The organism is Ferroplasma acidiphilum (genome assembly GCF_002078355.1).
GTDB lineage: Archaea > Thermoplasmatota > Thermoplasmata > Thermoplasmatales > Thermoplasmataceae > Ferroplasma > Ferroplasma acidiphilum.
Window position 1 is genome coordinate 183,689 of record NZ_CP015363.1, and the last position, 15,382, is coordinate 199,070.

The 15,382-nt window shown below is 36.9% G+C and carries 9 protein-coding genes; 5 read left to right on the forward strand and 4 right to left on the reverse strand.

The features are described from left to right. Positions 1 to 69: 69 nt before the first annotated feature. From fad_RS01115 to fad_RS01130, 4 genes are all read right to left on the reverse strand, one after another. Positions 70 to 1,488, reverse strand: a complete 1,419-nt coding sequence (locus fad_RS01115; RefSeq protein ID WP_081141421.1) for an APC family permease — start codon at positions 1,486 to 1,488, stop codon at positions 70 to 72. An 86-nt stretch (positions 1,489 to 1,574) separates the two neighbouring features. Continuing rightward, positions 1,575 to 2,669, reverse strand: coding sequence for a hypothetical protein (locus fad_RS01120; RefSeq protein WP_009887237.1), 1,095 nt, complete (start codon positions 2,667 to 2,669; stop codon positions 1,575 to 1,577). 102 nt (positions 2,670 to 2,771) lie between these two features. Then, the gene (locus fad_RS01125; RefSeq protein ID WP_009887238.1) at positions 2,772 to 3,485 is read right to left on the reverse strand and encodes an alanyl-tRNA editing protein; all 714 of its coding nucleotides are present in this window, start codon (positions 3,483 to 3,485) and stop codon (positions 2,772 to 2,774) included. Positions 3,486 to 3,551: 66 nt separating this feature from the next. Then, entirely contained in the window at positions 3,552 to 4,301 is a 750-nt protein-coding gene (locus fad_RS01130) for a pseudouridine synthase family protein (RefSeq protein ID WP_081141422.1), read from the reverse strand. Between the two features lie 369 nt (positions 4,302 to 4,670). On the opposite strand from fad_RS01130, the gene fad_RS01135 reads away from it, so the two are divergent. The 5 genes from fad_RS01135 to fad_RS01155 all read left to right on the forward strand — a co-directional run bounded on the left by fad_RS01135 (position 4,671) and on the right by fad_RS01155 (position 15,381). Then, positions 4,671 to 4,961, forward strand: coding sequence for a ribbon-helix-helix domain-containing protein (locus fad_RS01135; RefSeq protein WP_009887240.1), 291 nt, complete (start codon positions 4,671 to 4,673; stop codon positions 4,959 to 4,961). Between the two features lie 30 nt (positions 4,962 to 4,991). Beyond that, on the forward strand, positions 4,992 to 6,593 hold the full coding sequence (pheT, locus tag fad_RS01140) for a phenylalanine--tRNA ligase subunit beta (RefSeq protein WP_081141424.1): 1,602 nt from the start codon (positions 4,992 to 4,994) through the stop codon (positions 6,591 to 6,593). 93 nt (positions 6,594 to 6,686) lie between these two features. Then, entirely contained in the window at positions 6,687 to 8,024 is a 1,338-nt protein-coding gene (locus fad_RS01145) for an APC family permease (protein ID WP_009887242.1), read from the forward strand. Between the two features lie 319 nt (positions 8,025 to 8,343). Next, positions 8,344 to 14,529: a glycosyltransferase family 39 protein gene (locus fad_RS01150; RefSeq protein ID WP_009887243.1), complete on the forward strand. Its 6,186-nt coding sequence runs from the start codon at positions 8,344 to 8,346 to the stop codon at positions 14,527 to 14,529. A 6-nt stretch (positions 14,530 to 14,535) separates the two neighbouring features. Then, complete coding sequence (locus fad_RS01155; RefSeq protein WP_009887244.1) at positions 14,536 to 15,381, forward strand: hypothetical protein; 846 nt, start codon at positions 14,536 to 14,538, stop codon at positions 15,379 to 15,381. The last annotated feature ends 1 nt before the right edge of the window (position 15,382 follow it).

Here is a 15,382-nt window from a genome sequence, read left to right on the forward strand (position 1 = left end):
GTTCGACATCTGTCTGATATTTTATGAAATGTGAGACACCCTATAAAGTAATTTATCCAGTGGCAGTTATTAATCCACTGCATCTGCGGGCGTTTCTTCTACTGTTGTGGAACCTGCATTTTTGACAGTGTCAGGTCTCTTTATCCATGTAATTAATGTAATTGCAAGTACAACTACTATTATTACGATTCCCAGCACTGATGCAAAGTTATATGGATATGCAGGAAGGGGGAAGAAATTTGATGCCAGTACAGCTATAAGGGCAACTATTGAAATTACAGGTGCAATCAAATATCCGGTGAGGGTTTTTTTGTTAATTTTCCCTGCCTTAAATGTTGAAATTATAAGACTTGAAGAAGATATGGATCTGATCAGGAATGAGAAAAATGCATCGGCAAACAAAAGCACGTAGCCTCCATCTATGGGGCCAAAATATATTCCGAATACCATGCACAGGAATACGGATATAGCCAGAATGAAAATTGTTGTATAAACAGGAGTTCCATTTTTGTCAGTGCGGGAAAATATTCCGGGGAAAATTATATTATCTCTGGAAAATGCGTAAAATATCCGTGTCATGGAAGTTCCCATGGATATATTGTTTCCCATGAAGCTATTGACAGTAAATATGAAGAGAAGCCCGAACATTATTGGGCTCAACTCTCTGAAAAGGACTAACCCGTTATCCACAGAATTTCCAAAGGAAAGCATTCTAGATGGCCCCCATGCAACTGTCATAGCATATGATAAGAATACTATAGTAACGCCTATTATAATTGAGGAAATTAATAATGATTTTGGAACCGTTTTTTTCGGTATATGTGCTTCTTCAGAAATTGCAGTTAATGCTATAGATAACCCTATAAATGTTACCACGGACAGGGTAAGGGAATGTGCGAATCCTATGATCCCGCCACTGGCAATAAACGGCGAAAAAACCGCAAGCGTATTATTCTTCCCTGCAAGTATAACAAGGCCTATTCCCCCGGCTATAAGAATGATGAATTCTGCGATCCCGGTTATTATCTGGTAATTTGTGGAAAACCGGATTCCCTTATAGAGTATTATAAAGGTTATAACATTCAATGCAAGTACTATGGGAATCCATAATCCTCCGGTCAAGATTTTACTATCAAATATGCCAAAAAATCCAGCAAGTCCAAGCATGCCAAACCCCGCATAAGCAAATATTGTTCCGAAAAGCAAATTCCACCCTTCGAATGTTGCCATGAATCCCCCTATACTCTTTCCCACATAGGTAAAATCACTCCCTGCGGAAACATACTTGCTGGAAAACCTGTAGGAAGTATTCAATATAGTTAAATATATAAGAAAACCCACCAGTATTGATAGTGGAGTTGCGCCCAGAGCTACCAGTGCTATACCTCCAAGGAGATACGCTATATCAGCGGCGGGAGCAGTCATTCCCCAGCCCTGCCATACAAGCCTGTTTGTTCCAAGAATATTTCTTTTTAAATTATCTGCCACGGAAAACGATAAAAATGTTATCTATAAATATATTGTAGCACAGAAATATAACAATATTGTGATATAAAATAATACCTGTTTCCTATTTATGGTTGCCTTCTTCCTATAATATTGTTAATAATTATATTATATGGCCCTGTGTAATCTTTATCCAGTTTCTGGCCACATTTTGTGCATTCAAGGGACATATCTGGCCCTATCCTGTATTCCACGTTTCCACAATTGGGGCATGCACTTCTTATCCAGAGCTCATCAGGTGGTGTTTTGATCCTTGGCTGAATTTTCGCTGCCGTATTGGGTTCTCCAGATTGTGCCGGTTCATCCGTGCCTCTTTCCCGGGAGGCTTTTCTATTTCTATCTACAATATAAAAAGTCACAGTGTAAAGCCCGAGAAATGCCCATATAAATATGAAAACTGAAGTGATCGATGATACTATAACATTGCCGGCAAAGGCAGTAAGTGCAAATTCAATGAACGAGGAAACGAAACTGGCAAAGACTGATCTTAATAATCCATATCTTATATAAATAAAGCTGAGTGCCAGTGTTGAAAGGTAAATTAGAATGGAATCATAAATATTATAATTTGTAATTAGGACAGCTACTGCTGCGGGCAATATCATAAAAACTATCAGATACTCTTTAACATGACCGTAGGGATTCAGGAACGAAGAAAATTTGAACTTTTTTGTAGCCAGCAGAATTATGGCAATTAATATTGTAATAGGTATAAACTCAAATATGAGAACCTGAAAAACAGAACTCATGAGATAGATAAAATTCTGTTCCCCTAATGGCATTTTTGATACCGGGCTAACTGCTATTGACGGATCAAAAACTTCTATAATTACAGAGGAAAATACGAGCAAAGCCATGTAAACAGCAAGTGCAGAGAAATAATACTCATTATTTTTTATATCAAAACTTGCAAATTTAGTGCTGTTATAAATGAATGGTGTGAAAGATGCCAGAACTATAATAATGCCTGATATTAGAAATATATATGCCAGATTGCTAGTAACGGTAATATGAAGGTAAAAATAGGAACCTGAAACACCTATTATTGAGTTTATGTCTTTGATAAGAAAAGGGATTGTAAAAAAGAATCCAAGAACAGCTATAGCAATTCCAATATACGAAATGCCCCTGTTCAGTCTATTTATTAAATTCAGTTCATCCATTTAAAATCATATAAAATAATCATAATTCAACCTATCGGTTTCACAGGCATAATTAAAAATTTTTGCCAGAAATTTATAAAAATAAATTATGCAGGCATAAATTTATTTCAAAGTTATTGTAAGCCGTTTATCTATTTTCCCTTTAACGGTTGAACTGGCCACTTCTATTTCGCCTACTTCGGATGTAGTTGCCGTATAGAGGCCATAATCAGACTGCAATGGAAGCCCCGCAATGTTTATGACCCTCAGTTCTTCATCATCTGGCAATGTCCCCGTGGAATAGCTCATTCTCTGTTTTTCCCGTGGAAAATCATTATTGTTCATGTATTCTATCTTTATGGGAATGTTCTGCTTCACTATTTTGTTTGCTTCCTCAGTGATATTTTTTACTATGTCTTCTGTAATGTTGTCTATATAAAGATCAACCCATGCTTTGTCATCATATGTCTGGCTTATTCTTGATTTGGCGTTGTAAAACTTATAAGCCAATCCAGATATTATAAACATGGCCGTCCTGAATCTCATATGGATACTCCTGACATCCCAGTCCAGTTTCTGCTGAATTGTTTTTCCAACCACATTCTCCGGATATGTATCCAGAGAAATAAGGTGAATATAGTCCCCGTCTGTCCACACGTCCACTATTCCATAAGTTTTTCCGTCAATAACTATTTCACCCTTATCATTCTGCTGCCCATCCATAGTAGGGAAAAAAATAGTTTTGTCCACAGTCAAATCTGTAAATTCACACATAAGGACCTTCCCCTCGCATTCCTTTAAGTATGAGTCCTTTAAGAATATCTGTTCTGTTATCATTAAGCACATAAGAACTTATTTCTATATAATTTTATTTTTATTTTTTCATGAATAATATGCATACTATTACTGTTTATCTAAATTCTCCCCAAAAATATCATAAAGCATATACCCTGTCCTGGTAATTTTTTCTTTTTCCATTAAATAATGGTTATGGCGTTTAAAATCGAAGTTTTTGAAAGTTACATTATCATATGATATATCCATTAATACCAGGGGCTCCGGGCTTGCCAGATACGTAAATTTGTTTTCCAGTGAGAAAGGGTGTTTTTTCCCCATAAGTGCAAAAGCCATCATGCTCCGTATCTGATGCCATACAAAACTACGCCCCTGGATATTAATTATGTAAAATCCATTGCGGGTTGAATAATTTATTGATTTTATAGTTCTTACAGTATTCCTACTGTCCAGTTTACAAAAATTTACAAAATCATGCTGCCCCACAAATTCTCCAAGCGTTTCCATTACCCGGGATATATCAATATTCTCAGTTATAATATATGAATATTGCTTCAAGGAGTTGTGCCTGGGGTTTAAATAGCTATCAAGTGCCGAATAGGAATAAAAGAACATTCCTGGAATTCTGGCGTTCAGGATTCCCATGACATTTCCTATATTTGTATCTGTGTCAACCAGCATAACATTTCCCCTTGCCGATACATACCTATCAGTTCTTGCTGCACTTTCAATGTTATTTCCAATACCGTATTTTTTCAGTATTTTTATAATTGAATCCTCAACACTGTTTTCACCATTCCCCCTTTGAAAACCCGTAAATGATGTTCCATCATATCCATATTTTATAAGATAATACATTGTTTCTCTCTAATTTTTGATAAGGCTTTGCTATCAGGCAATGCTTCCCATGCACATTACCCTCTCTGGGAGTTATATTATTTTTGTGCCTGTTCCCTGAAGGTCTCCAGCTTTCTACACTTTACCCTTACATGTAAATAAGGTTTTATCATGTTAATTGTTCTTGCGGCTACGCCACAAAGCCCACAATTTGAATATAATGCATATTAATAAATCTTTGTGTGTTGAGTTGTATAATTTTAATGTTTTATTGTCCTACTGAACCATATACTTTTTATTAATACCGGTTACATAGGAAAATGTACATTATGGTGTTTCTAAAAGTAGTATGGCAAAACTTTATATCGGGTTTTAATTTAATCCATTAAAATGTCGGTCCCTTACAGAATTACCATCAGAGTTTCTGAAGATTTAATTAATCAACTTCAGGAAATAGTGGAAAAAAATCAATATAGCAGTATTTCAGAGGCAATACGTTTAGCCATCAGTGAATTTATAACAAAAAACAGGGAAAATGCTACCAGCAAGGTAGACCTGAAACTTCCAAGAAATATATACACAGAACTTGAAGAGGAAGTAAACAATGGAAATGCCATATCTGTGAACGACCTTATACGATTCATATTGAGGGAATATGCAAAGGGAAAAACAAAAAACTAAATTTATATAAATTGTTAGTATCAGTTTACAATGGTTGTAATAAAGGAAAACAAGGATGACCTTATCCATGAAATCGGTATCAATTATTACTCAAAATTAAGTGATTTTGCGGGGATTATAGGATATTCCATTGAAGAAGAAAATAATGAAGTAAAGCTGGAATTTAATCCTGACAGGCCAGATCTTTTCTCATTTTATGCATTAAAATCCAATATGAAAATATTTTATGACGGCAATTATAGAATAAAGCCGCTCTTCGAAAAATCAGATAAACTAATCCGTGTAGATAATAGTGTAAAATCTGAAAGGCCTTATGTGATGTCCTTTGTCGCCCGTGGAAAGCCACTTGGAAATTATTATAGCCATATAATAGATTATCAGGAAAAACTACACGAAACTATTGGAAAATCAAGAAAAAAGATGGCTATAGGCATACATGACCTTGATAATATCTCACCTCCCTTCCTGTTTACCATGCGGGATAAAAAAACTTTAGAATTTACAACATATGACAATTTCCATGGAACAGCCAGAGAAATACTGGAGAAGCATGATAAGGGAAAACAGTACCGGCAGCTAATTTCATCGGACACAATGGTGCCTGTAATACTTGACAGCAAGGAAGATGTAATGTCAATGCCCCCCATAATAAATGGGCTGAAATCTAAAATTGGAAATAATACATCAAAACTTTTCTTTGATATAACAGGAACAGACTATAATGCGGTGCTTTCTGCGTTTTACCTCTTTGCCTATGAAATGTCGTATATTGGATATGAAGTACTTATACCTGATGCTGATAGGAATACAATTAACTATGACTGGAGAAAGGTAGAAATTACACATAAAGAAATTACAAAACTTATGGGATTGGAACCTGATAATACTGTAATTTTGCTGAGAAAAATGGGATACAGATGTGAAGTAACATCGGGTGGTTACAGGGTAGACGTTCCAGGAAACCGTATAGATGTTATGGGGCCTGTAGACATAATAGAGGATATAGCAAAGGCATATGGCTATGGTCGCATTCCAGCCAGGCCACTGAAAACTTCAGGTACCGGTGTTCCGTACACACCGAACGAAGATGAGAATATAATTAAAGGAATATTAACATCTATAAATTACCAGGAAGTCAGAAGCTTTATCCTGAATTCAGAAGATTTTTACAGGAAAACAGGATACTCAGGAGATGTAATAATCACAAACCCTAAAAGTTTAGAATACTCAGTAATTAGAGATAAATTATATCCAGGCATAATAAGCCTTCTTGCAATTAATAAGCGGAGAAAACTGCCTTTAAAAATTTTTGAAATAGGGCAGGTTGTTGTTTCCGGAAATCAGGAAAGCCATCTCTGTGTATTGTACAACAATTCGAAGGCAGCTTATTCAGACATTTATGCTGTGCTTGAATATTTGCTGGCAAGAACAATAAATGCCGGTGCAAAGGTGTTGCAGGGCAATTATAATGAAATTATATCAGGTAGAGGAGGAGATATTGTTTATGAAAACACAACACTGGGAATAATAGGAGAAATGGACCCCTCAATTCTGGTTGATTTCGGGATTCAAAATCCGGTAGCCTTTATGGAAATAAATCTTGACAAACTAAGAAACATTATAGAAAAATAACTTTCGTGGGTTAAGGCAAAATCCACATACTTATTATACAGTATAAATTAAGATGAATAAATAAGAATTTTAACCATATTGCAATTCCGTACCATGAAATCAGTTAATCTCCGCGGTGCAGTGATGCAATCATTTACATCCATCGGACCTATGCTGGATTTCATCGCGTTGTTTTCAATTATCTCTGCATATTCTGGTTCAATGCTTCCATTCGTCGTTATTTTTTCATTTCTGCTTTCCTATTTCACATTATATACAATATATTCCCTTTCCAGGATATATGTTACAAATGGCGGTTACTATTCATATGTGGGCAATGCACTTGGCAGGGGGGCAGGGTTTTTTGTTCTCCTGCTATATATTATATATTCTGTACTCACCGTTCCCAATATATCACTGTTCATTTCAGGATTTTCATATTCAATTCTGGAGCTGGCTGGCTTCACTGCTCCGGTTTTAAAGTATGTGCTCCTTCTTATATTTATAGGGACGGTTTACTATGTTGTATCAAGGGGGTTAAAAGTATCGATAACCTATACTCTAATTGCCGGTTTTCTTGAAATTGCCTTTATTATTTTAATGAGTATAATATTTATAATCTACCGCTCTCCAGGTTTTTCATTTTCCGGGATAAATTTTTCCTTTAATCCATTCTTCTTCGGCGTCATATTTGGCATACTGGCATTCTCAGGCGGTGGATCGAGTATATTTATTTCAGAACAGACTGCGAGTTCACATATAAACACTCCAAAGTCTTTATTTCTATCCTTTACAATATCCGGGATAATAATGGCAGTTTCGGCATTTGCATTGCTAATGTTCGCTGGATTTGCAGGCCTCCGTGCATATGAAAGCAACTCATTTTATATCACCGAGCTGGTACAGGCAAGGCTTGGAACGCCATTCCTGATATTATTCTCATTTTTTGGCATCATGAGTGCATTCAATTTAAGTGTGTCATACCTTAATGCATTTGTCCACATGGTGCCAAAGTTTTATCATGATTTTAATTTGAAAGGTGAATTTAACCGGAATAAGTTGATAGCAATTTTATCTGTGACTTCTGCTGGCATTGCTATATTCAGTGGATATTATGGGGGATTTTTCAATTCCTTTGTCATCATAGCTGGAATAATCAGTTTCGTTTATATTATAATACATATAATTTCCAACATATCATTGATAAAAATATTCAGGAGAAAAAAATTTTTTATGCCTGTCCTGTCATCTATAATTCTTACCATAGCTTTTATCCTTTCATTTTCAGGAAATACCGGTTATTATGCTGTGATTAATTACTTTTTAATAGGATTCATAATGATTTCTGCATTTATCGTAATACTGGTAAGAAAAATTATACCACGGTTTTATATGGCTATCAGGTTTGAATATTACGCCAGGATTAACGAACTTCCAGAACATGATAAATAAATGTTGCAGTATTATAAACAAAAGGCTAAGGCGTAAAATCGATGAAATGTATAATTTTGTCAATGAATAGTTACCAAATAAATACAAACAGTAATGCAGGCAGGCCAATAGCGACATACAGGAAAGTATAAGAGGACTTATGATCACAGAAAGATGCAAAATATTTTACAGTGTTCTGCGGTGTACCTGATTCATATATAAAGGGAAAATTAAAGCTATGCTATTGAATCTATACTAAATTCTGGCATATTAAAAATACTGAATTCTTAAATAAATAAGGTAAATTTTTATATTAAGATTTCATTATCGAAATTAATCTATGGAAATTACAGATCGATTTAAACAAAATATAGCCAGGCATCCAGAGGTACCAGTCCTGATTGCCCTGCTTGCCCTTTACATGTTCCTGTCCAATTTTTTTGTATGGTCACTGGCATTTCAGGACAATTACCTGAATGTATCGGGGGGAAGTGATCCCTACTTCAATTATTATATTGTTCAGTATATACTGAGTACCCATACGCAATTAACACACACCATTTTACTAAATTACCCTGTTGGCACATTTAATGCAAGGCCGCCTTTCTATCAGTGGAGCATTGTGTTTGCAGGATATATTCTATCTCCATTTGTTGGGGTCAAAATGGGCGCTTATTACGCTTTTATGGAATCTGATGCGTTTTACGGAGCGCTTTTAATCATACCTGTATATCTTATCACAAAACAGATATTCGGCAAGAAAGCAGGTTTATTCGCTGCTGTACTGTTTACCATAATGCCAGGAAACCTTACATCCGGAATACTTACAGATGGGAGGGCACATACACCTGAGCTTATATTCGCATTTTTATCCATATACTTCTTTGAAATGGCGGTTATTACTGCAAAGAAGAGGGTAATAATAAATAAACTTACAGACACAAGGTCATATTTCAGTTCAATTAAGAACTACTATGAAGAGAACAAGATAGCAACAATATATGCACTTATGTCTGCAGTTTCCCTTGGGGGGCTTATAGTATTCTGGCAGGGATTCCCGTATATAGAAGTTATACTGCTCATATACGTTGCTGTCCAGCTTCTTTATAATCTATTCACAAAGAAGCCAACAGGCTACCTCACATATATATCTACAATATATGTGGCTGCATCTTTTCCAATAGGCTTTTACTATTACGACGTGACTTTCATGATCCATGCATGGTTTTTGCCTCCCCTTGCAATGGGGTTGATGATTATTGGATTTGGCATATTAATTAATATAGTGGCAAGGCGTCCATGGATCATAACCATACCAGCACTTGTTCTGGTTACTATAGCGGGATTATTCGTTATAAGCAAAACCAATCCAGCAATACTCAAGGAACTGATAACGGGTGATGGGTACTTCGTAAAATCGAGGGTATATTCAACCATAGCTGAAGCAGCAGCCCCTGCACTTGGCCAGTATATATCAGATTTTGGCCCTGGACTTTTCCTTCTGGGAATAGCAGGTGTGCCATTCATAATTTATCGCTTCCTGAAAGAAAAGAAAGAAGCTACCTTACTGGTTATAATATTTGCTATATTCTCAATATTCATGAGCTTTGAGGCCGCAAGATTCAATATAACTGCAGCTCCAGCATATGCAATACTTGGCGGAGGCCTTATAATGTACTTTGTTGACAAAATAAGGCATAACGAATCAACAAAAAAGTCCAGGCATGTTTCAGGAAGAAAATCCCTGCGCAAGAATATAAGCGGAGTGACAATTGGATTTGCTGTTATAGTGGTTTTAATATTGATTATTCCTTCAGGCATGGGTGCATTTTCTGCAGCAGTACCTGAAAACAACGCTGCATCATACAATCATATACTAAATTCAACAGTTCCAAAGGGCATAAGGCCGAACAATCCATTCGGAAACTATGGACTGGCAATAGACAATAAAACACAGCCTATAGCAGCTTCTTTTAACTGGCTTGCAACGCAGAATACAAATCAATCAATAGAAAATCGCCCTGCATATGTTTCATGGTGGGATTATGGGTTCCAGGAGTTACAGCAAGGGCAACACCCCACAGTTGCTGATGATTTCCAGCAGGGTATAGCAAGTGCTGGGCAAATGCTACTGGCACAGAATCAAACACAGGAAATCTCTCTGTTCATTTCAAGGGTATTGCAGACTCCCGGCGGGTATTCCAACGGGCATTTCAATGCAAGCATAACTGCTACAATGCATAAATATTTTGGCGTCAATGAGACAAATACCATAGCAAATATGTACGGCAATCCATTGAATTCTTCTTACACACCGCTTCTATCAGAGACAGCATACGGAGGCCACCAGATAAATGTTACATCATCATATAATGCCAGACATGCACTTATAATGGGCCAACTTTCAACCAAATACAATTTATCAACACTGGTAAATGCCTATAGCGCATTGGAGAAAGTCACAGGATCTTCAATATCGTATATACAGGTAGACCATTCACTGTATCCATTTTCAGGTTCCAACCCTGGAATATTCTATGCACCTGCATATCTTACCGACACACCGTCTTATACCGCTGATGGTGAAGTTGTTCCTACAAATTACTATAATGTAGTAGCTGTTACAAACACAGGAGCTCAGTATACATTAAATAATCTGCCTACCGGTGTCACCGTAAGTAATTATCTTCTTAACTACACATCCGCATTTTACAATACCACCATATACAAAACAATATACGGATTCCCGGAATCCAACATAAACAATGTAACACATGTATACCCTGCATTCAATATGAGCAATTTTGAACTGGTATACTATGCATCAGAATATAATCCAGCTAAGGATGCAAATAATTCAACTCCTGGCTGGACCCTGATACCACTTCAGACTGCGTATAAATACCAGCAGGAGGGAAAGGGGACAGAGGTACTTCTTCCAGCCAGTTTGATAGGAAATGAAGATCCTATTATAAATTACTATCCCGGTGCAGTAATACACGGGCAGATAACGAATGCGAACGGTATCGGAATAGCCGGAGTTCATGTTACAATAGAAGACCAGTATGGAATTCCACATGAAGTTGTTACCACAAACAGCACAGGATATTACTCGATAACAGGATTGCCTGGAAATGATACACTTGTATATTCCACTGGTTCAGTGAATTCAGATACTCTTAACGGTACAAACGTAATAGGCACACAATCTGTTGCAGTTTCACAGAATCAGGGAAACAGAATAGGAAATTACAATATTACACAGAATATGCATATGGCAAGGAACTCAGTATATGGCTATGTAACAGTTGATAATGGGACGTCGCACGCTTCAATAAATTCCGGAACCATAACATTAACGAATTCTACATATGGAATAAATGTAACAGCGCCTATAACAAATGGCATGTACTCCTTGAGCAATGTTATACCATATGGATACAATGCAACAATAACCTCTAATGGAAAAACATACACAAACTTTACAACTTTACAGGTCACAGGCAAATCACAGCAATTAAGCAATCTTACAGTTAAAATGGATAGCATTAAGGTAACCGCATCTGTTAGCGGTTCAGGTCTCTCCGGGTATACCGCGTACTTAAACAGTACTTCGGGTAACTATCAGCTCACCGGGGTCACTTCATCCTCCGGAACATACACATTTGGGGTGTATCCCGGGACTTATAATATTACCATCAAAGCAAACGGAACAGAGGACAAATCAGTTGCAACAGTTTCTGGATGGGGCAAATCGAAGTCTGTATCGCTCACACCTGAGTTAACCGCAAAGGTTTCAGGTAATGCTACACCGTATGCTAAGATATCCTTCTACTTTGATGGTCAGATATCAGATTACAAGAATGTAACTGCAAATGCTAGCGGTGCCTATAATATATCGATGCCCTATGGCATTTATACTATATATTCCACCAATACATCAGGCGGCGTATTTGCTAAAACCATAAATGTAACAGGAAATGCTGTCCAGAATATTTCATATTCTCCAGCAGTAAAATATAAAATTAGTTCGACTATGAATACGACAAAGTACTACAGCGGTACATATGAAATATTAGCGGCAAATTCTACAGGCCAGCACTATACATTGCTGGATTACAACTATGCAAATTCGAGTATACCATATACAATATACCTGCCAAGCGCTAAATATTCATTTGCCGGAACAGGTACATACAATGGCAAAACAATGGCCGGTTTCAATATATCCACGACGGCAACTAGTGTAAACATCAACCTAACAGATTCAGACAGCCATTCAATATTGACTTCAACTAACAATACTATAGGATATGTAAGCCAGGGGATCATGCTGGTTTACAATAATTCAACACCGTACTACTATACAGAAATCTCGGGTGGAACTGGAAAAGTATATGGATATAATACCAGCACGGTTGGGATACAATCACCTTACTACTATAACAGTACTATTCCGATAAATAGCTCCATATATTATGCGAAGCAGAATATGGTTTCTGTATCAATGTCAGTGTATAATGATTCAAAACTCACAAACTATACCGGCACTATTACACTAACTGGTCTTTATAACACATACACTTTGAATATGACTAAGGGTGTTGCCAGCAAGGAAATTGCTATGGGTGTGTACTACACACAGGTATCAAATAACAGCGCATACATAGTTCCGGATCTCACAGGAACAGTTGTTAATAGTTCAGCTTCCCAGTCCTTTGTGAAGAATTCGAACCTGTATTTCACATTTAAGAATTCAAATACAACAATAACAGGCTCCGGAACGACACTGTTCAATTCAACGGGTGTTAATGTAGGCCTTAACCATCTGCCTGCAGGGACATACACACTGTATTCCGTAAACGCAACCCTTGTGAATATGACTACAATTACCCTTGACAAGAACACGAGTCTATCACCGGTATACCATACAGGGTATAATCTGAGCATAACAAACAACCTGAGTATATCGGCCGCATATCATATCAAAAATGGCTCAATGGAAATTACAACCAGTTCAAGCAAAAACCTGACAATTATGCTTCCAGATATTAATTTCACTATAACTTCAAGCGGGAACTTCACTAACTCTACCGGCGCATATACATATGTTAATACCAGTACACCTGCAAATAACGTTACACCTGGAGCAGCAGTCCATAACTTCAAAGTCAATCTAACTCCTAAAGAGGTATACGACAAAATATCAGGTAATGTCTATTTAAAAGGAACTAATGTATCGGGTGTTAACGTAATACTGACGAAAAACGGTAAGCAGATTGATAACACTACATCATCTTCTACTGGATTCAATTTAACAAAGTTGGTTCCCGGTACCTACGGACTATACGCTAACTACACTACTGCTGGAGGAAATGAATATGCCTATTTCCAGAATGTTACACTGCAGCCATTCAAAAATCTTACCTATAATATATCTCTGATGCCTGCATATAAAGTAACTCTGGGAGGTTTAAATAATACTAATTCCAGTGTTCCAACGCAGCTCACAGTTACCGGCGGATCTCCAATATCCCCATCTATGTATATAACATCCACAGGTGAATCAAACTCGATCATATTGCCGGGAAATGAGACCTATAACTTCACAATTACAAACACAACAGTTCAGAGTGGCATTACTGTTAATTACTCGGCTTCGCAGACAATATTCCTTAATAATACAGACAATAAACAATTAACGCTGCATAAAGACTATGTTTCAAGATATATACTTATGGACCCTTCAGTTACAGGATATATAGGCGAGAACGTTACAACAACAGTAAAGGTATACAATAAGGGAACTACAAATGACACACTGCATCTTTATTCAGGCAATTCAACATGGGCATTATCTTTCAGCCCGTATAATCTTACTGTACCTATGGGTGCAAACAAAACTGTGGTAGTTAATATTACTATCCCTATAGCTAAGGCAGGCAACAACACAGTAGATGTTATGGCATTAATAAACGGCACATCACACTATATAGGTAATATAACTGTTGATGTTGAAAAAGGTTCGAGCTATAATGTTTCATATTCTAAATATGCTGAAGTCAATGGAACATTAAATATGATACCTGTTACAATAAAGAATACAAATAACACAGCTTTAACAATAAATCTAGGCGTTATCAATTCATCGAAACTCTTATCAGATTACGATATTGTGGCATATGCAACCGAGAATGGAAAAAATGTTACAAACGTAACCCTATCAACCGGGCAATCAGTAACCATTTACATACTTGCATATGGCATAAATGGAAGAACACTGCATTCAGTACCTATAGAATTTGAAACAAATGCCACAATAAACGGTAAATTAACATACCAGAATGAAACTATTACACCTGTGCTCCCATCAGCTACTGTTGGAACAGGCTCATCCGGCGACCATATAATAAGTAATTATAATAAGAATCCAGCAATTACCATATATATTGGAATTGGAATCATAGTGGCTGCACTCCTTGCCGGCGTCATCGGTTCATCAATAAGATCCAGGAAAAAGAGGTAAAAATCAATGAGATATAAACTATTAATACTATTTTTAGCTGTATTCGCTTTAATAGCCTTATCAGGCACTGCAGCCTCGGGCAGCAATACCCATGGCAACTCACCTGAGACATCATCCAGTTCGTTCTCTCCGGGTATTTCCGTTCCAACCTATGTATATGAGAACGAAACTTTCTACCTGAATGTAACGGAATTCACTTCAGGATACCATAATTACTCACTATCAGCATATCTTGGCGCGGAAAACGATACAGGTTTATCACCCCTTTTCTATTATGGGCACTCTAAAACTGGAAATTTCTCCATACCGGTCACTGCTCCCTCAGAAATAGAAAATATACACGGATTTATAAATGCTACTGCAGTTAATTCTACAGGAAGCACTGTTAGCAGCGTTTCTAGCATATCACTTATAAATGTAAGTGCTCCTGTAATATTCAATTCAACCATCAAGAATACAGACCCGGTTCCGATCACAAACATAACTGTTACATATACCATATCCCATGGCACATCTTCTGTGGTTGCCGGGATAAGCCATATAAATGAAATAAAAAGCAATTCAACATATAAGGACAATATAACAGTTCCGGCATCTCTGGTATATAAGGGAAAAGACACACTTACAGTTACTACAAATAATCCTGTTATCACCATAGCAGGGAAAAGTACCACAACATTCTATTACGGCCAGTCACCTAATTACGACTGGGTGTATTATATCGCTGCTGTAGCTGTTGCGTTTTCTGTGTTTTTGATTGTTGCCAGTGGAAGAAGAAATACCGTGAAGGTACCGAAATGGAAAAGGTCTAAATCGTCCAGAAAATCAAAAAAACTGGAAAAAGCCAAATAAT